At 70.7% G+C, this 18,752-nt stretch carries 14 protein-coding genes; 7 read left to right on the top strand and 7 right to left on the bottom strand.

Annotated features, from left to right (window positions below):
- Window positions 1-426 precede the first annotated feature (426 nt).
- Both ACZ39I_RS28900 and ptsP read left to right on the top strand, forming a co-directional pair.
- Window positions 427-876 (top strand): PTS sugar transporter subunit IIA, encoded by a 450-nt coding sequence (locus ACZ39I_RS28900; RefSeq protein WP_467247588.1) that lies wholly within the window; start codon window positions 427-429, stop codon window positions 874-876.
- Window positions 877-958: 82 nt separating this feature from the next.
- On the top strand, window positions 959-2,629 hold the full coding sequence (gene ptsP, locus ACZ39I_RS28895) for a phosphoenolpyruvate--protein phosphotransferase (protein WP_467247587.1): 1,671 nt from the start codon (window positions 959-961) through the stop codon (window positions 2,627-2,629).
- A 71-nt stretch (window positions 2,630-2,700) separates the two neighbouring features.
- Here the strand turns inward: ptsP and ACZ39I_RS28890 are convergent, their stop codons facing one another.
- Both ACZ39I_RS28890 and ACZ39I_RS28885 read right to left on the bottom strand, forming a co-directional pair.
- On the bottom strand, window positions 2,701-3,594 hold the full coding sequence (locus ACZ39I_RS28890) for a hypothetical protein (protein ID WP_467247586.1): 894 nt from the start codon (window positions 3,592-3,594) through the stop codon (window positions 2,701-2,703).
- Window positions 3,595-3,832: 238 nt separating this feature from the next.
- Window positions 3,833-5,800: an acetoacetate--CoA ligase gene (locus tag ACZ39I_RS28885; RefSeq protein WP_467247585.1), complete on the bottom strand. Its 1,968-nt coding sequence runs from the start codon at window positions 5,798-5,800 to the stop codon at window positions 3,833-3,835.
- Between the two features lie 212 nt (window positions 5,801-6,012).
- On the opposite strand from ACZ39I_RS28885, the gene ACZ39I_RS28880 reads away from it, so the two are divergent.
- Window positions 6,013-8,379, top strand: a complete 2,367-nt coding sequence (locus tag ACZ39I_RS28880) for a glycoside hydrolase family 31 protein (protein ID WP_467247584.1) — start codon at window positions 6,013-6,015, stop codon at window positions 8,377-8,379.
- Between the two features lie 2 nt (window positions 8,380-8,381).
- Here ACZ39I_RS28880 and ACZ39I_RS28875 read toward each other — a convergent pair whose 3' ends face one another.
- Window positions 8,382-8,918 carry an NUDIX domain-containing protein gene (locus ACZ39I_RS28875; protein ID WP_467247583.1) on the bottom strand — a complete coding sequence of 179 codons (537 nt, stop codon included), beginning with the start codon at window positions 8,916-8,918 and terminating at the stop codon, window positions 8,382-8,384.
- A 136-nt stretch (window positions 8,919-9,054) separates the two neighbouring features.
- Between ACZ39I_RS28875 and ACZ39I_RS28870 the strand changes: the two genes are divergently transcribed.
- The 4 genes from ACZ39I_RS28870 to glpK all read left to right on the top strand — a co-directional run bounded on the left by ACZ39I_RS28870 (window position 9,055) and on the right by glpK (window position 13,855).
- Window positions 9,055-9,480, top strand: coding sequence for a Zn-ribbon domain-containing OB-fold protein (locus tag ACZ39I_RS28870; protein WP_467247610.1), 426 nt, complete (start codon window positions 9,055-9,057; stop codon window positions 9,478-9,480).
- Window positions 9,477-10,667 (top strand): lipid-transfer protein, encoded by a 1,191-nt coding sequence (locus tag ACZ39I_RS28865; RefSeq protein ID WP_467247581.1) that lies wholly within the window; start codon window positions 9,477-9,479, stop codon window positions 10,665-10,667. The genes ACZ39I_RS28870 and ACZ39I_RS28865 overlap by 4 nt, the downstream gene beginning before the upstream one ends.
- An 870-nt stretch (window positions 10,668-11,537) precedes the next feature.
- Entirely contained in the window at window positions 11,538-12,263 is a 726-nt protein-coding gene (locus tag ACZ39I_RS28860) for an MIP/aquaporin family protein (protein WP_467247580.1), read from the top strand.
- Between the two features lie 80 nt (window positions 12,264-12,343).
- On the top strand, window positions 12,344-13,855 hold the full coding sequence (gene glpK / locus ACZ39I_RS28855; RefSeq protein ID WP_352389891.1) for a glycerol kinase GlpK: 1,512 nt from the start codon (window positions 12,344-12,346) through the stop codon (window positions 13,853-13,855).
- 80 nt (window positions 13,856-13,935) lie between these two features.
- On the opposite strand, the gene ACZ39I_RS28850 is transcribed toward glpK, so the two are convergent.
- The 4 genes from ACZ39I_RS28850 to ACZ39I_RS28835 all read right to left on the bottom strand — a co-directional run bounded on the left by ACZ39I_RS28850 (window position 13,936) and on the right by ACZ39I_RS28835 (window position 18,663).
- Window positions 13,936-14,541 (bottom strand): GTP-binding protein, encoded by a 606-nt coding sequence (locus tag ACZ39I_RS28850; protein WP_467247578.1) that lies wholly within the window; start codon window positions 14,539-14,541, stop codon window positions 13,936-13,938.
- Between the two features lie 259 nt (window positions 14,542-14,800).
- Complete coding sequence (locus ACZ39I_RS28845) at window positions 14,801-15,196, bottom strand: DUF742 domain-containing protein (protein WP_451477433.1); 396 nt, start codon at window positions 15,194-15,196, stop codon at window positions 14,801-14,803.
- A 9-nt stretch (window positions 15,197-15,205) separates the two neighbouring features.
- A complete protein-coding gene (locus ACZ39I_RS28840; protein ID WP_467247575.1) occupies window positions 15,206-15,628 on the bottom strand; it encodes a roadblock/LC7 domain-containing protein in 423 nt (140 codons plus the stop codon).
- Complete coding sequence (locus ACZ39I_RS28835; protein WP_467247573.1) at window positions 15,625-18,663, bottom strand: nitrate- and nitrite sensing domain-containing protein; 3,039 nt, start codon at window positions 18,661-18,663, stop codon at window positions 15,625-15,627. The genes ACZ39I_RS28840 and ACZ39I_RS28835 overlap by 4 nt, the downstream gene beginning before the upstream one ends.
- Between the last annotated feature and the right edge of the window lie 89 nt (window positions 18,664-18,752).

Here is an 18,752-nt window from a genome sequence, read left to right as displayed (position 1 = left end):
TATCAACATATCTGGCGTTGATTTTTGGCACGCTGTTGAGTTCTCAAGGAACGGACGCTTCCTTTGTACTCACCCTCTCGGGCTTTCCTCCGGGCGCTTCCCTTCGCTGTTCCAAACTCTATCAGTGTTTTTCCGGCCCCCTGACCACCCTCCTGCAGGCACGCAGAAAATGATCTGAAGTGAGGATCTGACAAGTTGGATGCCGCCGGGCGAGGGCACATGGTCGCGCCGCTCAGCCTCAAGCAGGAGTACGACTGTACACGGGGCCTCGGAGACGGTGCAAATCGATTGGAGTGGTGGTCTAGACCACTAGCCGGTATCTTGCGTGCGGAACCCTTAGTTCATCTGACATACGCTGCTGGACAGAGTCGTCCGAGCCTGGCAGTGACGGCCCATATACGCAGCTCCACCCCTGGGAGGCTTCCCATGACCACCGTGACGTCCCCTCTTGCAGGACGCGCCATCGGACTGGCCGCCGTGCCGGATCCGGTCTTCTCCGGGGCCATGGTCGGCCCGGGTACGGCGATCGATCCCGTGCGCGAACCGTCCGAGGCCGTCGCGCCCGTCGACGGTGTGATCGTCTCGCTCCACCCGCACGCGTTCGTCGTCGTGGACGAGCAGGGACACGGCGTGCTCGTCCACCTCGGCATCGACACCGTGCAGCTCAACGGGGAGGGTTTCGAGCTACTGGTGAACAAAGGCGACACCGTTACGCGCGGTCAGGCGATCGTGCGCTGGAACCCGGCCGCCGTCGAGGTCGCCGGCAAGTCCGCGGTCTGCCCGGTTGTGGCGCTGGAAGCCACGGCCGAGGCCCTCTCCGAACTCCGTGACAACGGCGATGTGAAGGCCGGCGACAGTCTCTTCCTCTGGAAGTGACGTCGGAGCCGTCCTAGGACGGCAAGCAGGGAAGACAACCACCGCGGCGGCGGGACCTGCCGCACTACCGGAGACGGGTGAAATGGAGACAACGCTGCGAGGCGTCGGCGTGAGCCACGGTGTGGCGATCGGCGAGGTTCGGCACATGGGGACGGCGGTGCTTGAGCCGCCTGCCAAGCAGATACCGGCGGAGGACGCGGAGCGCGCACAGGGGCGGGCCCGCAAGGCTGTGGAGGCTGTGGCGGCCGACCTGATGGCGCGCGGCAATCTGGCGGGGGGCGAAGCCCAGGCCGTCCTCGAAGCGCAGGCCATGATGGCGCAGGACCCCGAGCTGATGGCCGATGTGGACCGGCGTATCGCCGTCGGCAGCACGGCTGAGCGTGCCGTGTACGACGCGTTCGCCGCTTACCGTGAGCTCCTGGCGGGCGCTGGTGAGTACCTGGCCGGTCGCGTCGCGGACCTCGACGACGTGCGGAATCGTATCGTCGCCCGTCTGCTCGGGGTGCCCATGCCGGGTGTCCCGGACAGTGACGAGCCCTATGTTCTGGTGGCGCGTGATCTCGCGCCCGCCGACACCGCTCTGCTGGACCCGACGCTCGTTCTGGGTTTCGTCACCGAGGAGGGTGGACCGACCAGCCACAGCGCGATTCTGGCGCGGGCGCTCGGTGTCCCGGCTGTCGTGGCGCTGCCGGGTGCCGGTGAGCTGGCCGAGGGCACGGTCATCGCTGTCGACGGCAGCACCGGCGACATCTTCGTGAACCCGAGTGACGAGAAGAAGGCCGAGCTGGAGGCCGCTGCCGCCGAGCGCAAGGCCGCGCTCGCCGCGTCGACGGGTCCGGGTGCCACTGCCGATGGTCACAAGGTGCCGCTGCTGGCCAATGTGGGCGGTCCAGCGGACGTACCCGCCGCGGTCGAGGCGGGGGCCGAGGGTGTCGGACTCTTCCGTACCGAGTTCCTCTTCCTCGACGACAACAAGAACGCTCCGTCCGAGGAGAAGCAGGTCGAGGCGTATCGCCAGGTCCTCGAGGCGTTCCCTGAGGGGCGCGTGGTCGTCCGTGTGCTGGACGCGGGCGCGGACAAGCCGCTGGACTTCCTGACGCCGTCCGACGAGCCGAACCCGGCGCTGGGCGTGCGTGGTCTGCGGACGCTGCTGGACCACCCTGACGTGCTGCGCACCCAGCTGACGGCGCTCGCGAAGGCCGCCGAGGGACTGCCGGTCTACCTCGAGGTCATGGCCCCGATGGTGGCGGACCGTGCCGACGCCAAGGCGTTCGCCGACGCCTGCCGTGCGGCCGGGCTGCGGGCGAAGTTCGGCGCGATGGTGGAGATTCCCTCGGCCGCGCTGCGGGCGCGGTCGATTCTGCAGGAGGTCGAGTTCCTGTCGCTGGGGACCAACGACCTCGCGCAGTACACCTTCGCCGCCGACCGTCAGGTGGGTGCGGTGTCCCGGCTGCAGGATCCGTGGCAGCCCGCGCTGCTCGACCTGGTCGCGCTGTCCGCCGAGGCGGCGAAGGCCGAGGGCAAGAGCTGTGGCGTCTGTGGTGAGGCCGCGTCCGACCCGCTGCTCGCCTGTGTGCTGACCGGTCTTGGCGCCACCTCGCTTTCCATGGGTGCGGCGTCTCTTCCTTATGTCCGAGCGGCGTTGGCCAAGTACACGCTGGCTCAGTGCGAGCGTGCCGCCGCCGCCGCGCGGGCCGCGGACAGTGCCGAAGAGGCGCGTGCCGCGGCTCAGGCGGTGCTGTCGGGCGAGTAGTCGAAACCGGCTCGGCCGGCTGACGGCTTCCGGAGGGCGCTCCGCCTGTGGGCGGGGCGCCCTCCTTGTGTTCAGTGGCTGTGGCGCGGCGTCCGTCCTTCCGGTCCGAGGTCGGGGGGCACGCAGTAGTCGACGTCCGATTCCGGGGAGATCAGATCGCCGGATTCGATGTCGGTGCAGTAGGCGTCGAAGACCTCTCCGGCGGTGAGGGGTTCGAGGCCGTCGCCGCGCAGCCGCCAGCCGTAGATGCGGTCGGTGGTTCCGGGGGCGCTCGTACGCATGACGAGTCCGCCGGGGCACTGGGTGGCGATGCCTAGTGCGAGGACCGTGGTGAATTCGAGGGCCTCGGCCTCGTCGAGTTGTACGGCTCCGTCGGTGTCCTCGTCGGAATGGAGGACTGCGACGAGGGTTTCCGGGGTGCCGGTGATGCTGCAGACGAGGTGGTGTTCGCCCGGCCGGGCTGTGTCGAGGATCCGGACGAGGAGGTCCGAGGCGCGGGTGAAGGCCGCGCGGCCGATGTCCTCTCCGCAGGAACCGCAGGCGCCGAGGCGGGCGAGGAGGGTGGTCGCGTACTCCCAGGTGGCCTGGCGGACGGCCTCGTCCACGAGGGCGGGCGCGAGGTCGGTGAGGGGCTGGCCCTCGTACGGGAGTGTCGGTCCGGTGTTGGCGAGTTCGGCGGTGAAGCGTGTGCGGCTGGACGGGATGTCCGGGTTGAGACCCGTCTCCTCGCAGAACTCGGCGTATTCCTGAGGGTCGAAGAGGGCCACGGTGGTGTGGCTGCCTTGTGCGGCGCGGGTCTTCAGGAGGTCTTCGACCTGCTGAAGGTAGGTCGCGTGGTCGTCGAAGGTGAAGCTGCGGTAGCGCCGCATGGCGCGGAAGTCGTGTTCGTCGGTGAGCAGGCCGATGGTGCCGGCGATTTCGCGGCGCAGAACGCGTCGCATCGTCTGGTGGTCGGTGTGCGCCATGTTTCCCCCTGTGCGCAGTCGATCATTGCTCACTCACGGTAACTGGCAGCACTGACAATGGGGGTTGAGTGAAGCGTCCTCGAGCCACTAAGTGATGGATTGCGCAGCTCAGAGCGATGACGGTGCCGACGCTGGCCCAGCTTGCCGGCCCAATGGCGATGGTCGTGGTGACCGTGAGTAGCTCAGCGCTGGGCCAGGGAAATCTCCGAGCGGTATCTACGGTGGTTGACCGGCCCCGTCAGGCGCGTTTGCGGGCCAGGTCCTCGTAGAAGTGGAGCAGGTCGAGGTTGTCGATGGAGCCCGGGTTGACCGCCTTCTCCAGCGGGGTTCCCTGGAGGAGGCGCTTGACGGGGACCTCGATGCGCTTGCCGGTGAGGGTGTGCGGGATGCCGGGGACCTCGATGACCTCGTCCGGGATGTGGCGGGGAGAGAGGTTTTCGCGGATGGTCTGCTTGATGCGGTCCAGGAGTGCCTGGTCGAGGACGGCTCCCGGAGCCAGGTGCACGAACAGTGGCATCCAGTAGCCGCCGTCGGGCTGCTCGATGCCGATGACCAGGGATTCCTTGATCTCGGGAAGCCGCTCCACGGCCTCGTAGATGTCGGCCGAGCCCATGCGTACGCCCTGGCGGTTGAGCGTCGAGTCGGAGCGGCCATGGATGACGACCGAGCCGCGCGAGGTGAGGGTGATCCAGTCGCCGTGCCGCCACACTCCGGGATAGGTGTCGAAGTAGCTGTCGTGATAGCGGCTTCCGTCGGGGTCGTTCCAGAAGTGGATCGGCATCGACGGCATGGGGTTGGTGACGACGAGCTCGCCGACCTCGTCGATGAGGGGCTTGCCGCTCGGGTCCCAGGACTGCAGGTCGGTGCCCAGGCTCGGCGCCTGGAGCTCGCCGATGTGGACGGGCAGGGTCGGTACGGCGCCCGCGAAGCACGAGCACACGTCCGTGCCGCCGCTGACGGAGGCGATCCAGAGGTCCTCGCGGACCTCGTCGTGCAGCCAGCGGAAGCCGTCGGGCGGGAGCGGTGAGCCGGTGGTGGCCACGCACTGCACCTGGGAGAGGTCGAAGTCGCGTCCTGGGTGCACGTCGGCCTTGCGGCAGGCCATGACGTACGCGGCCGAAGTGCCGTAGAACGTGGCGCCCGTGCGTTCGGCGATCCGCCACTGGGCGCCCGTGTCGGGATAGCCGGGGCTGCCGTCGTACAGGACGACGGTCGTGCCCGTGAGGAGGCCGGAGACGAGGAAGTTCCACATCATCCAGCCCGTGGAGGTGTACCAGAAGAAACGGTCCTCGGGGCCGAGGTCGCAGTGCAGGCCGAGCTGCTTGAGGTGCTCGACGAGGATGCCGCCCTGGGACTGGACGATCGCCTTGGGCAGGCCCGTCGTGCCCGAGGAGTAGAGCACCCACAAGGGGTGCGCGAAGGGCACCTGCTCGAAGACCGGTGCCGTGTCCGCGCGCGTGAGGTCAGCCCACTCCAGGGCGCCTTCCGGAGCCTCGGTGCCGAGGAGGGGGATGTGGACGACGGCGCGCAGGGTGGGCAGTTCGCGGCGGAGTTCGGTGACCGTCTCGCGGCGGTCGTGCTCCTTGCCGCCGTAGCGGTAGCCGTCGACGGTGAACAGAATGACCGGTTCGACCTGCTGGAAGCGGTCCAGGACGCTTCGGGCGCCGAAGTCGGGGGCGCAGGAGGTCCAGACGGCGCCCACGGCGGCCGTTGCGAGGAGGGCGACGACGGCCTGCGGGATGTTCGGGAGGTAGCCGCTCACGCGGTCGCCGGGCCGGACGCCGAGGGCGCGCAGCTCGGCGGCCAGGGAGCCCACCTGGCGGCGCAACTCGGACCAGGTCACCGGGGTCGGCTCATGGGTCTCGTCGACGTACAGGAGGGCGGGTTCGTCCGCGCGGGTCTCGGCCGCGCGCAGGGCGTGTTCGGCGTAGTTGAGGGTGGCGCCGGGGAACCATTCGGCGCCGGGCATGGAGCGGTCGCCGAGCACGCGCGCGTAAGGCGTCGAGAACCGTACGTCGAACCACTGGGTGAGGGCTTCCCAGAAGGGCTCCAGCTCGTCCACGGACCAGCGGTGGAGTGCCGCGTAACCTCCCTCGGCCGGGGCGCCGTGATGCTCGGCCGCCCATGCCTGGAACCTGGTGACCTGGGACCGGGCGATGCGCTGCGGGTCTGGCTGCCAGAGCGGCTGGGGATTCACGGTCGACATGGGGGCTCCCGGACTGTGCGCGTCGTGTGCGTCTCCCGCGCACGGGCCAGGGGTGTGCGCGTGACGCGGCTGACAGGGACGATGCCATGTGATCAACTTCAACGCCAGGGTGCGGCCCACATAGTCCGTGTCGTGAAGATGTGGCCCCGGCATGGGTGAACGGCAGCTGAACGGCACACGCGGGTGGGGCAGTGAGTGGCAGGGTGAGCAGCATGAACGGTCGTGACCTGGTGCGTTCGGTGAAGGCGGTCGTTTCGGTGGGGGCGCCCCAGGGGTTGCGTACCGTGCGTGTCGCATGGCGCAGGAGGCGCACCGATGCCGTCGGGCTGTCGGCGCGGGGGGCCGAGCGGGCGCGGGTGCCGGGGCCGGTGCAGGACGCGGAGCCGGGCCCGGGCGGGGGTGTCGTCCGGTTCAGCCGTTCCGAGCTGCGGATCGTCGTCGCGGTGAACGGGGCGGTCTTCTGGGGGTGGGACGGCGCCGAGCCCGAGCCGTCGTACGCGCTGGCGGGCCGCTGTCCGGAGCCGGATCCCCGGGCGGTTCTGGAACCTGACAAGGACGGCGGCTGGCGGGTCGTGGCCGAGCGCGCGACGGTCGTGGTGTCGCGGCACGGGGCCGTCGAGGTGCTCACGCCCGGCGGGGTGACGCTGCGCCGGGATCTGCCGCCCCGCTGGTGGGAGCCGGTGAGCGGGGGCGAGGCGCGCTGGGTGCAACGGTCGGAGGTGGCCGCCGACGCCCGGTTCTTCGGGCTGGGTGGACGGGCCTCGGGGCCTCGGCTGCGGGACGGGACGTATCGGCTGTGGAACACCGACCCCGGGCGGCCTTTCGGACGGGCGGACGATCCGCTGTACGTCACGATGCCGGTGCAGCTGGTGGTGGCCGACGCCGCCACCCATCTCGTGTTCCACGACAACTCGTGGGACGGCACCGTGACCTTGCGGGAGGGCGAGGAGGGCGCCGGTTCCGGGCACGACCGGGTGGGGGTGTCCGAGCTACGGATGGCCGGCGGGCCACTGCGCTGCTGGGTGGTGGTGGGCACTCCCGCGCGCGTGCTGCTCGCCTGGGCCTCGCTGACCGGTGCGCCCGCGCTGCCGCCGTCCTGGGCGCTCGGCCATCAGCACGCCCGCTGGGGCTTCGGCAGTGAGCAGGAGGTGCGGCGGATCGTCGCCGGGTACCAGGAGCGCGGGCTGCCGCTCGACGCCGTGCACCTGGACGTCGACCACTACGACGAGCACCAGGTGTTCACGGTCGACCAGGAGCGCTTCCCCAAGCTGCCCCAACTGGCCGACGACCTGCGGCGGGAGGGGATACGGCTCGTGTCGATCGTCAACCCGGCGGTCAAGGCGGCGCCCGGCAACCCCGTCCATGACAGCGGTACGGCCGGGGATGTCTTCGTGCGGGACGCGTCGGGGCGGCTCGTGGAGGGGGTCGGGTGGCCCGGTGAGGTGGTCTATCCGGACTTCACGCACGCGCGTGTGCGTGCGTGGTGGGGTCGCCTCTACCAGGAGAGGCTCACAGCGGGGTTCACGGGCTTCTGGCACGACATGAACGAGCCCACGTCCTTCACCGCGTTCGGGGAGTCCACCCTGCCGCGGTCGGCCAGGCACGCCCTGGAGGGCCGCGGGGGTGACCATCGGGAGGCGCACAACGTCTACGCGCTGTGCATGGCCCAGGCGGGGTACGAGGGTCTGCGCGAACTCGTGCCGGAGGAGCGGCCCTTCCTGTTCTCGCGCTCGGGGTGGGCCGGCATACAGCGATACGGCGGCACCTGGTCCGGCGACGTGGCCACCGGCTGGCCGGGCCTGCGGGCTTCGCTGTCGCTCGCGATGGGGCTGGGGCTGTGCGGGGTGCCTTACTCGGGGCCCGACGTGGGCGGTTACGACGGGCACCCGTCGCCCGAGCTGTATCTGCGCTGGTTGCAGCTCGGCGCCTATCTGCCGTTGTTCCGTACCCACGCGGGTCTGCGTGCGGGGCGCAGGGAGCCGTGGGAGTTCGGAGCCGAGGTGCTGGAACACGCGCGCGTGGCGCTCGTGGAACGCCGGCGGCTGCTGCCGTACTTCATGACGCTCGCACAGCTGGCCCGGCGTACCGGCGCGCCTTACGTACGGCCCTTGTGGTGGTCCGCGCCCGAGGACCGTGCCCTGCGGGAATGCGAGGACGCCTTCCTCCTCGGTGACTGCCTGCTGGTGGCGCCGGTGCTCGATCCGGGCAGCGACCGGCGCGCGGTACAGCTGCCGCGGGGGCGCTGGTACGACACGACCACGGAGCAGGTCTACGAGGGGCCGGGGCAGGTCCTTGTCGACGCTCCGCTGCCGCGGATCCCGGTGCTCGCGCGCGCGGGTGCCGTCATTCCGGTGCGGGCGGAGGACGGCGGAATCGAACTGGAGGTGTGGGCGCCCGCCCGGGGACGGAGCGGGGGTGGGCTGGTCGTCGAGGATGCGGGCGACGGGTGGGCCGAGCCGGAGATCGAACGTTACGTCGCCCGCTGGGAGGGCCGGAAGGTGGTCGTTCAGCGGGAGGGCGAGGACGGCTTGGGCGAGCCGTCCCACCCGGTGCGGCTGCGCGGGCTGGGAGCGCGCTGAGGTTAGAGGTAACGGCCCTCGAACCAGGCCCGTACGGCCAGAGTGTGCAGCGGGAAGGCGAGCTCCTCGGGCCGGCGCAGGAGATGCCAGCCCTCCGTCTCGTCGGTGGCGGCGGACTGCGGGAGACCGTCGGCGGGACGTTCCGGCAACGCCCCGAACAGCAGCAGGTGGCCGTCGGACGAGCTCAGCGCATCGACGAGCCGTACGTCGCGGGTGGCCGCGTCGATGCCGGTCTCTTCCTTGAGTTCGCGGACCAGGGCGTGCCGCCAGTCCTCGCGGTGGTCGATGTACCCGCCGGGCAGCGCGATGCCTCCGCGCGCGGGAGCGATGGTTCGGGTGATGACGACCAGGGCGGTTCCCTGGGTGTCGTAGACGGGCTGGAGTGCGACGGCGACCGGCAGGGGGTTGCGGTACGCGACGGTGTTGCAGACGGGACAGGTGCGGGGCCAGCCCGCGACACCCTCTCCGTAGGGCGCTCCGCAGCTCGAACAATGGGAGCCGGGCGCGGAGTTGGGGGTGGAGTGCTGAGTTTCGGACACGCCGCGGACTGTATCCGATCATCAGGTTCTCCAGTTCGTCGGGCCCTCTGCCTGTTTGCGGCCGACCGTGCGACACTCCTGACGTTCCGTCAAATCCCGTCCCCGGGGAGGGACTTTGCCGCGTGCACGTACACCTGTGGTCGCCGGGTGGTTCGCCGGTGACGGAGACGACTTCACGCTTGTCGGTACCCGCTGCTCCGCCTGCGCCTCGGTCTTCTTCCCGCGCGAGGACGGCTGGTGCCGCAACCCCGGATGCGCCGGTGGCGATCTGGCGGAGATTCCCCTTTCACGGCGCGGTCGCGTCTGGTCGTACACCGACAGCCGGTACCGGCCGCCGTCACCGTACGTGACCGATCCGGAACTTCCGTGGGAGCCGTACACGTTGATCGCTGTGGAGCTGGCCGCCGAGCGGATCGTGGTGCTGGGGCAGGCGGTTCCCGGGGTCACGGTCGCCGATCTGACCGTGGGCGCGGAGGTGGAGGTCGTCCCCGGTGTGCTCCATGAGGACGGGGAGACGGTCTGGACGACGTGGCAGTGGCGGCCGACGGGGGTGAGGACATGACGGGTGAGGTGGCGGTGCTCGGCGCGGGGATGCACCCGTGGGGCAAGTGGGGGCGCGGTTTCGTCGAGTACGGCGTGGCGGCGGCGCGCGCGGCGCTGGCCGACGCCGGCCTCGAGTGGCGGGACATCGGATCGATCGTCGGTGCGGACACCGTGCGGGGCGGCTATCCGGGCCATGTGGCGGGGGCGACCTTCGCCAAGGCGCTGGGCTGGCAGGGGGCCCGTGTCGCCAGCGTGTACGCGGCGTGCGCGTCCGGGGCGCAGGCGGTGGCCGCCGCGCGGGCACAGATCCTGGCGGGACTGGCCGACGTGGTGCTCGTGGTGGGGGCCGACGCCGCCCCCAAGGGGTTCTTCCGGCCCGCGGGCGGTGACCGGCCCGACGATCCGGACTGGCTGCGGTTCCGGGTGCTCGGCGCGACCAACCCGACCTACTTCGGGCTGTACGCGCGCCGGCGCATGGCCGTGCACGGGGACACGGTGGAGGATTTCGCGCAGGTCAAGGTGAAGAACTCGGCACTGGGCGCACTGAATCCGCATGCGCGGTACCGCAAGCGGGTCAGCGCGGAAGAGGTCGCGGCCTCCGCCGTGGTGGCCGATCCGCTGCGGCTGCTCGACATCTGTGCCACGTCGGACGGCGGGGCGGCGCTGGTGCTCTCCAGCATGGAGTTCGCGCGTCGGAGGGGTGTGGCCGAGCCGGTGCGGATCAGGGCGGTGTCGACGGTGACTCCGACGTATCCGAACACGGTGCTGGATCTGCCGGACATCGCGACGGACTCCGCTGCCGCGGTCGAGCCCGCCGCCGAGGCGTTCCGTGCGTCGATCGCGCGCGCGGCCTACGAGGAGGCGGGTGTCGGGCCGGAGGATCTCTCTCTCGCCGAGGTCTACGACCTGTCCACCGCTCTGGAGTTGCAGTGGTACGAGGATCTCGGGCTGTGCGGGGCGGGCGAGGGCGCGAAGCTCCTGCGCGAGGGCGTGACGGGGCCGGGTGGGCGGATACCCGTCAACATGAGCGGCGGGCTCGCCTCCTTCGGCGAGGCGGTGCCGGCCCAGGCGATCGCCCAGGTATGCGAACTCACCTGGCAGCTACGGGGCGACGCGGGTGACCGGCAGGTCGAGCACGCGCGTGTGGGGATGACCGCGAACCAGGGGTTGTTCGGGCATGGCTCGGCGGTGATCGCCGTTCGGTGACGGGCAGCCGGGCTCGACCCGCTGACGCGGTTTCCCTGGTTCTGATGCCGGCAGGTCAGCGATGGGGCAGGGTTCGCGGCGGGCGACGAGGTCATCCGCGAGGTGGGGCGGGCGCGCCGGTCCGCCGCGTTCGGCACCGCGCGCGTGGGGGGCACCTTGGCGGGACGGCTTCCCGATGCTGACCGGACCGGAGGAACTGGCTTCCGCCGACCGCCTTCGTGCCGGACGCACCACGGGCGGCGGGCGGCGGAGCTCCGGTGGACAGCCGCGTGTTCGGCGCCGTTGAACTGGCCCCGCGGAGGCGCTCCGCGGGGCCAGTTGCGGCGTGGGGCCGGGCATGGGGCGCTACCGGTGCATGAGACCCGGCGTGGGACGGGGACACAGGCGGCTTCGACGGGTACGCGGCGGCGGAGCCGGGGAAGGGACCGAGGGGCCAGCCCGCAAGGCGCCGTCCGGCTCCCACGAGGCTCGGCCTGGCCTGCGCCCCGTTGATCGAGGCAGAGCGGTGGCAGAGTCTGGGAAGGGACCGAAGGCGTATCCCGCAAAGCGCCCTCCGGCTCGCACCAGGCTCGGTCGGGCCTGCGCCCGTTGATCGAGGCGGTTCCGTAGGCCGTGCCAACCGTTGTCGTCGGCGACCTTGACGCCCCCCGGGGCCCGGTGAACACTTCCGGTGTCGGTCGACATCGCCGTACATTCTCGGCGTTCCAGGCACCACGCCGCGCGGGCCCCCACGAGCCAAGGCCCATACCCCCACGGGCGATTCGGCTGCGACGGCACGCTCGTCGCGGACGCCGGGCGGGGCGCGGGATCCTCCTGCCCTCGGCAGTTCGCCAAGGGAACCAAACCTGCACGCAGGGCCTAGGAGCCGGCATGAGCAACGGAGACGTATTCCTCGGTGAGGTCATCGGTACGGCGATTCTGATCCTCTTCGGCGCCGGCGTGGTCGCCGCCGTCGTACTCAACCATTCCAAGGCGAAGGACGCCGGCTGGGTCGTCATCGCGTTCGGCTGGGGCTTCGGCGTGCTCGCCGGGGCGTACACCGCCGCCCCGCTGTCCGGCGGGCATCTCAACCCCGCCGTGACCCTCGGAATCGCCGTCGACACCGGGGACTGGGACCAGGTTCCCGTCTACATCGCCGGGCAGATGGTCGGCGCCATGCTCGGGGCGGTCCTGTGCTGGCTGGTCTACTACGCGCAGTTCCGGGCCAACGCCGAGGAGGAGCTCGCCCAGCCCACGCTCGGGATCTTCTCCACCGGGCCCGCGATCCGCAATCCCGTGGCGAACCTGGTCACGGAGATCATCGCGACCGTCGGCCTGGTTCTGCCGATCCTCGCCTTCGGCCTCACCAAGGGCCTGGGCGAGTCCGGTACCGCGGTCCTCGTCGTCGCCTTCCTGGTGGTCGGCATCGGCCTGTCGCTCGGCGGGCCCACCGGATACGCCATCAACCCGGCCCGTGACCTGGGCCCGCGCATCGTCCACACCCTGCTGCCGATCCCCAACAAGGGCACGTCGGACTGGGGTTACGCGTGGATCCCGGTGGTGGGACCGCTGATCGGCGGAGCGCTGTCCGGGGTGATCTTCAACGCAGCCTTCTGAACACGCCTTTGTGCAACGCAGCCTTTGAAACGCAGCCCTTGCCAAACGCAGCCTGTGCAGGAATCGACGAAGGGGACGTCATGACGGACAAGTTCGTCGCCGCTATCGACCAGGGCACCACCTCGAGCCGCTGCATCATCTTCAACCAGGACGGCGCGATCGTGGCCGTCGACCAGCGCGAGCACCGCCAGATCTTCCCCAAGCCCGGCTGGGTGGAGCACGACGCCACCGAGATCTGGTCCAAGGTGCAGGCCGTGGTCGCCGGGGCGATCGCCAAGGCCGGGCTGCGCGCCGACCAGCTCAGCGCGCTGGGCATCACCAACCAGCGCGAGACGACGGTCCTGTGGGACCGCGCCACGGGCAAGCCCGTGCACAACGCGATCGTGTGGCAGGACACCCGCACCGCGGCCCTGACCCACCAGCTCGGCGGCTCGGACGGCCAGGACCGTTTCCGCGAGCAGACCGGGCTGCCGCTGGCCACCTACTTCTCGGGGCCGAAGGCGGCCTGGCTGCTCGACAACGTGCCGGGGCTGCGCGCGCGTGCCGAGAACGGCGAGATCGCCTTCGGCACCATCGACTCCTGGCTGATCTGGAACCTCACCGGCGGCACGGACGGCGGTCGGCACGTCACGGACGTGACCAACGCCGGACGGACCATGCTGATGAACCTGGAGACGCTCCAGTGGGACCAGTCCATCCTGTCCGCGATGAACGTGCCCGACGCCGTCCTGCCCGAGATCAGGTCGTCCGCCGAGGTCTACGGCACCGCGGTCGGCCAACTAGCGGGCGTGCCCGTGGCGTCGGCGCTGGGCGATCAGCAGGCCGCGGTGTTCGGGCAGGCCTGCTACGACGTGGGCACGGCGAAGAACACGTACGGCACGGGGTCCTTCCTGCTGCTCAACACCGGCAACCGGCCGGTGCCGTCGAAGAACGGGCTGCTGACGACGATGGGCTACAAGATCGGCGGTGAGGCGCCGGTCTACTGCCTGGAGGGATCCATCGCCATCACGGGTGCCCTGGTCCAGTGGTTCCGCGACCAGCTCGGCATCATCCGTACCGCCGACGAGATCGAACCTCTCGCGGCCAGCGTCGAGGACAACGGCGGTGCGTACATCGTGCCCGCCTTCTCGGGTCTGTTCGCGCCCTATTGGCGTTCGGACGCGCGGGGGGTCGTCACGGGCCTGACGCGATACGTCACCAAGGCGCATCTCGCGCGAGCCGTGCTGGAGGCGACGAGCTGGCAGACGCGTGAGGTCGTGGACGCCATGTACCAGGACTCCGGGGTGCAGATCACCACCCTGAAGGTGGACGGCGGCATGACCAAGAACAACCTGCTCATGCAGCATCAGGCGGATGTGCTCGACGTGCCGGTGGTCCGGCCGAAGGTGTCCGAGACCACGTGTCTCGGCGCCGCGTACGCGGCCGGGCTCGCCACGGGCGTGTGGAACGACCTGGACGAGCTGAAGTCCCACTGGCAGAAGGACGTCGAGTGGACGCCGAACATGGAGGCGTCCGTGCGGGACCGCCAGTACCACAACTGGCACAAGGCCGTGGAGAAGAGCTTCGGCTGGGAGGAGGACGGCGAGAACTAGGCACGCGCGTGGTGCCGTCCAGCGGCGGCCCGTACCCCTGTCGGCGGGGGTAGGGGCCGCTCCCTCGCCGCTCCCCCGCCTCAGGTGGTGACGGTCTGGCGGTGGCGCGCCGAGTACGCCATCGCGTGCTGGACGACACCTACGAGGACGTTCTTGACCGACTGCTTGTCGCGGGCGTCGCACAGCACGATGGGTACGTCCTCGTCGAGGTCGAGGGCCTGCCGTACGTCCTCCTCGGGATAACGGACGGCCCCCTCGAAGCAGTTGACGCCGACGATGAACGGTATGGAACGCCGCTCGAAGTAGTCGACGGCGGCGAAGCAGTCCTCCAGGCGGCGCGTGTCGGCGAGCACGATGGCTCCCAGCGCGCCCTCGGACAGCTCGTCCCACATGAACCAGAACCGTTCCTGCCCGGGTGTGCCGAACAGGTACAGGACCAGGTCCTCGCGCAGGGTGATGCGCCCGAAGTCCATGGCGACGGTGGTGGTCCGCTTGCCCTCGACACCGCTCGTGTCGTCGATCGGGCGTCCGGCCTCGGTGAGCAGTTCCTCGGTGCGCAGCGGCCTGATCTCGCTGACCGCGCCCACGAACGTGGTCTTGCCCACGCCGAAGCCGCCTGCCACCAGGATCTTGAGCGTGACGGGCTCGACCGGCGGCTTGCCGCGCTCAGAACGCCCGAAGATCATTGGTCTCTTCTCCTGCTTGCCGGGGGTCGGGTCGACGGCGGACCATGGCCTTTGCTTTCGCGGAGGACGTCAGTGGCGACGGCGTCCACGGGTTACCCAGGTGTGCCAGCGTGTCGTCACGTCCGCCTCCGCGGAGGGTCGTCGACGATCGGTCAGATCATATCGGCAGGCGCGTTCCGGCGTTCGCCGCGCCCATCCGGGACGTTCCGTGAGCGCCGCGCTGCGCTCACGGAACAGACCGGGTGGGCGGGACCGGCGGTCAAAGGGCCCGGAGTCCGTCGATCACGTCGCGCAGGATGCTCTCGTCCGGAAGCTCGGCGGGCGGCACCGGCCGGTTCACATGGACCCACTCCGAGGCGACGAGGTCGCCTATGAGGACCCGTACGACCCCGATGGGCAGGTCGAGTTCGGAGGACAGCTCGGCGACCGACTGCGGGGTGTCGCGGCACAGGTCGACGATGTCCACGTGCTCGGGGGACAGCGAGTGGTCCCCTTCGGGGTCGTCCGCGTGGGATTCGGCCACGACGACCGCGATCAGGTCGAGGCGGTGCTGGCCGGCACTTGTGGTGCGGCCGCGCGTCATGGCGTACGGACGGACCACCGGTCCGGCTTCGTCGTCGAACCAGTGGCTTCTTCCCTGACCGTCTGTGCTCATGCCATCTCACTACCCGCCCTGAGGCAGATCGGTGCGTGGAGCGGCACCGAGATGCACACCGACCCGCTTGACCAGGAGCGTCATCTCGTACGCGACGAGACCCACGTCCGAGTCGGCGGCCGAGAGGACGGCGAGGCAACTGCCGTCACCCGCGGCCGTCACGAACAGGAACGCGTCGTCCAGTTCCACGACCGTCTGCCGGACATTGCCCGCCTCGAAGTGCCGGCCCACGCCCTTGGCCAGGCTGTGGAAGCCGGACGCCACGGCGGCGAGGTGCTCGCTGTCCTCGCGGGTCAGGTCCCTGGACACGCCGGTCGGGAGGCCGTCGCTGGACAGCACGAGGGCCTTGCGGATGCTCGCGACGCGATCCACCAGGTCGTCGAGGAGCCAGTTGAGCTCGCCGGACTTGTCGGTCGCCTTCGGTGCGGTCATCGACCGTCCCCCTTAGTCGTTCGTTGTGGTGCTGTGCCGCCGGACGTGTCGTCGCCCTCGGCGTTCTCCTCACGGCCGCGCTGCCAGCCGCGCTGGAGCGAGGCCATGCGGCTGCGTACCTCGTCGGCGTCCCGCTCGGCGGGCTCCGCCTTGTTCTGGGGGCGCCGCTCGGGGGCCTGTTTGAGCTGTGGGGCCAGGTTGGCCTGTCGTACGCGGCGGGGCAGCGGAGCGCTGCCGGTGCCCGCGTCGGCGGGTTCGCGAGCGGCGCCCAGGGGCGGCCTGTCCGAGCCGGACGCTCCGGAGGCACCGCGGGCGGACTCGCCCCGGCCGGGCCGTACGGCGCCGCCCGGGCCGGAGTCGGTCACGTCGTTCCTCCCGAGGGCGTCCACGGCCGGACCGACGGCGCCGAGAGCGGACGTGTCCGAGCTGGGCCCGCTGGTGGCACCGGTGGCCGGGTCGTCCGCGACCGGGCCGCTCGACGCGATCTCGGCACGCCGGGTGCGCCGGGGCAGGGCGGGGGCGCCGGGGGCCTCGCCGGGTTCACGGCCCGGGAATGCCGAGGAGGCCGGTGCCTGCGTCAGCTCGTCGAGGCGCCCGGCCACGCCGGTGCTGCGCCGCAGGGCCGCGGCACGGCGGCGGCTGGGCAGGGTCGGCGGTTCGGAGTGTGCGGGTCCCGGCCCCGCCGAGGGGGTGGACTGCGCCCTGGACGCGCCCGGACCGGTCACCGGTGGCCGGCCCGTCTCCTCGCGTCCCGTCCGCTCGTCGGTGACCGGGCGTCCGTGGGAGCTGACCAGCTTCGGGGTGCGGCGGCGGGACAGGGACACCGGGGCGTCCGGGCCGTCGTCGCCGATGTCCGCCCCGCCGGTTCCAGGGGCTTCGTCGTCGACCTGGGCCAGGGAGCGGCGCGGTCGGAACAGTCCGCCGCGCTCGCTGTCCTCGGACTCGAGCACGCCCGGGAGATCGCTCAGGGTGTCCAGGTCGACGGGGGCCTCCAGTTCGACCGGGCCGTCCAGGATCGCGGGCGGCATGCCCGGCAGCTGGGCCGGTCCCCGGGTGAGCGCGACGCGCCGGGACTGCTCCAGTTCGGCCTCCTTCGGCGGCCGGGGGCGGTCGAGGCGGAAGCCGATGCCGTTGGTGTCGGGGACGTCGTCCGTCAGCAGCGCTTCGGGGATGAAGACGACCGCGGTCGTGCCGCCGTACGGCGAGGGCTGCAGCGAGACCCTGACGTTCTGCCGCTGGGCGAGCCGGCTGACCACGAAGAGCCCCAGCCGGTCGGTGTCGGACAGCTCGAACTCCGGGGTCTCGGCGAGCCGGAGGTTGGCGTCCAGCAACGCGTCGGCGGCCATGCCGAGTCCGCGGTCGTGGATCTCCAGGGTGAAGCCGTTGGCGACGCGTTCGCCCAGGACCTGCACGGCGGTGTGCGGCGGGGAGAACACCGTGGCGTTCTCCAGGAGTTCGGCCACGAGGTGCGTGAGGTCCGCGACGGCGGGGCCGGTCACGGCGACCCGGGGCAGCCTGCGGACCTCGATGCGCTCGTAGTCCTCGACCTCGGCGACGGCGGCGCGGACGACGTCCATGAGCTGGACGGGTTTGCGCCACTGCCGGGAGGGGGCCGCGCCGGAGAGGATCACGAGGCCCTCGGCGTGCCGGCGCATACGGGTCGTCAGGTGGTCGAGACGGAACAGGTCGGCGAGTTCGTCGGTGTCCTCGGTGCGGCGCTCCATGGTGTCGAGCAGGGTGAGCTGCTTGTGCAGCAGGACCTGACTGCGACGGGCGAGGTTGACGAAGACCTCGGAGACACCGGCGCGCAACTCGGCCTGTTTCACGGCGGCTTCGACGGCGGCGCGCTGGAGGGTGTTGAGGGCCTGGCCGACCTCGCCCATCTCGTTCTTGTCGTACTCCAGGCGCGGGACCTCGGTCTCGATGTCGACCTGTTCGCCTACGGAGAGGCGGCGCATCACGCTGGGCAGCCGCACGCCGGAGGCCTCATGGGCTTCCAGACGCAGTTGCCTCAGATCGCGGATGAGGCCGCGGCCGACGCGCACGGAGAGGACGAGCGAGAAGAGCAGGGCGATCAGGCCGAGGACGCCGACGGCGGCCGCCTTGATGATGACGCCCATCGCGTCCGGCCGGACGCGGTCCTGGAGGCGGTCGCCCGCCTGGTCGTCGAGCTTGGCGAGTTCGTCGAGCGCGGTGCCCGCCGCGGCGTCCCAGCTCTTGGCGCTGACGCTGCGGGCCGTGCCGGGCTCCGCCTTGGCGACGGACTGTTCGGCGGAGCGCAGCGGAGCGGTGGCGGCGTTCTTCCAGAAATCCTCGTAGCGGTCGCGCTCCGAGGCCGGCAGCACTCCCAGGCTGATCTCGTACATCAGGTTCCGCTGGGCGACGAGGTCGGAGACGTCACGGATCTCGTCGCGGGTGAGCTTGCCCACCACGAGGGCGGAACCGAGAAGGGCGTCCTCGCGGGAGAGCAGTTCGCGGGCCCGGGTGATGTCGACCAACGCCCGTGCCTGCTTGTCCAGTTCCACGTTGTCGATGCCGTCGAGGGTGGCGAGGAGGGCGTAGGCGGGGTCGACCAGGCGGTTGTACTGGTCGAGGGCCTGGAGCCGGGAGACGGTGCCGTCCTCGACACCGCGGCGCAGCGAGTCGATGCCGTCGAACGCGTCCAGGACGGCGGTGAGGCGCTCGTCGTCGTCCTGATCCATACCGTCGCGGACATCGGGATCGCGTGCGTTGCGGCGGAACTTGGCGATGGCCTCGTCGGAGGCGGTCCTTGTGCTGCGCAGCGCGGACAGGGCGTCCGACGCGCGCGGGTCGGCCAGGTAGACGAGCGTCTGGCGGCGTTCCTGCTGGAGCACGCGCACGGTGTCCTCGGCGGGATAACCGATCTTCTCCGTGACGGTGGACACCTGGAAGAGCTGGGCGACTTCACGTCCCGTCAGCACGGTGGCGAAGCCCCACACCGCGATCAGGGACACCAGCGGCACGAGAAGCAGCGCCACGATCTTCCGGCGGATGGACTTCCCGCGAAAGCGCATGGCCTCCCCCAGCTCGACCCCCGCCGGCCGGGGGTACACATGTACGTCAACAAACGGCGCGAGCCTACTACCGACGCACGCGTAACTCG

Source organism: Streptomyces sp. NPDC024687, assembly GCF_055559055.1.
Note: the sequence above shows the minus strand (reverse complement) of the source record. Positions and strands in the feature narration are given on the sequence as shown.

Bases quoted from the DNA above. Each gene is read 5' to 3' on its own strand.
- ACZ39I_RS28900 (WP_467247588.1), top strand. From the start codon at position 427: ATGACCACCGTGACGTCCCCTCTTGCAGGACGCGCCATCGGACTGGCC.
- ptsP (WP_467247587.1), top strand. From the start codon at position 959: ATGGAGACAACGCTGCGAGGCGTCGGCGTGAGCCACGGTGTGGCGATC.
- ACZ39I_RS28890 (WP_467247586.1), bottom strand. From the start codon at position 3,594: ATGGCGCACACCGACCACCAGACGATGCGACGCGTTCTGCGCCGCGAA.
- ACZ39I_RS28885 (WP_467247585.1), bottom strand. From the start codon at position 5,800: ATGTCGACCGTGAATCCCCAGCCGCTCTGGCAGCCAGACCCGCAGCGC.
- ACZ39I_RS28880 (WP_467247584.1), top strand. From the start codon at position 6,013: ATGAACGGTCGTGACCTGGTGCGTTCGGTGAAGGCGGTCGTTTCGGTG.
- ACZ39I_RS28865 (WP_467247581.1), top strand. From the start codon at position 9,477: ATGACGGGTGAGGTGGCGGTGCTCGGCGCGGGGATGCACCCGTGGGGC.
- ACZ39I_RS28860 (WP_467247580.1), top strand. From the start codon at position 11,538: ATGAGCAACGGAGACGTATTCCTCGGTGAGGTCATCGGTACGGCGATT.
- glpK (WP_352389891.1), top strand. From the start codon at position 12,344: ATGACGGACAAGTTCGTCGCCGCTATCGACCAGGGCACCACCTCGAGC.
- ACZ39I_RS28850 (WP_467247578.1), bottom strand. From the start codon at position 14,541: ATGATCTTCGGGCGTTCTGAGCGCGGCAAGCCGCCGGTCGAGCCCGTC.
- ACZ39I_RS28845 (WP_451477433.1), bottom strand. From the start codon at position 15,196: ATGAGCACAGACGGTCAGGGAAGAAGCCACTGGTTCGACGACGAAGCC.
- ACZ39I_RS28840 (WP_467247575.1), bottom strand. From the start codon at position 15,628: ATGACCGCACCGAAGGCGACCGACAAGTCCGGCGAGCTCAACTGGCTC.
- ACZ39I_RS28835 (WP_467247573.1), bottom strand. From the start codon at position 18,663: ATGCGCTTTCGCGGGAAGTCCATCCGCCGGAAGATCGTGGCGCTGCTT.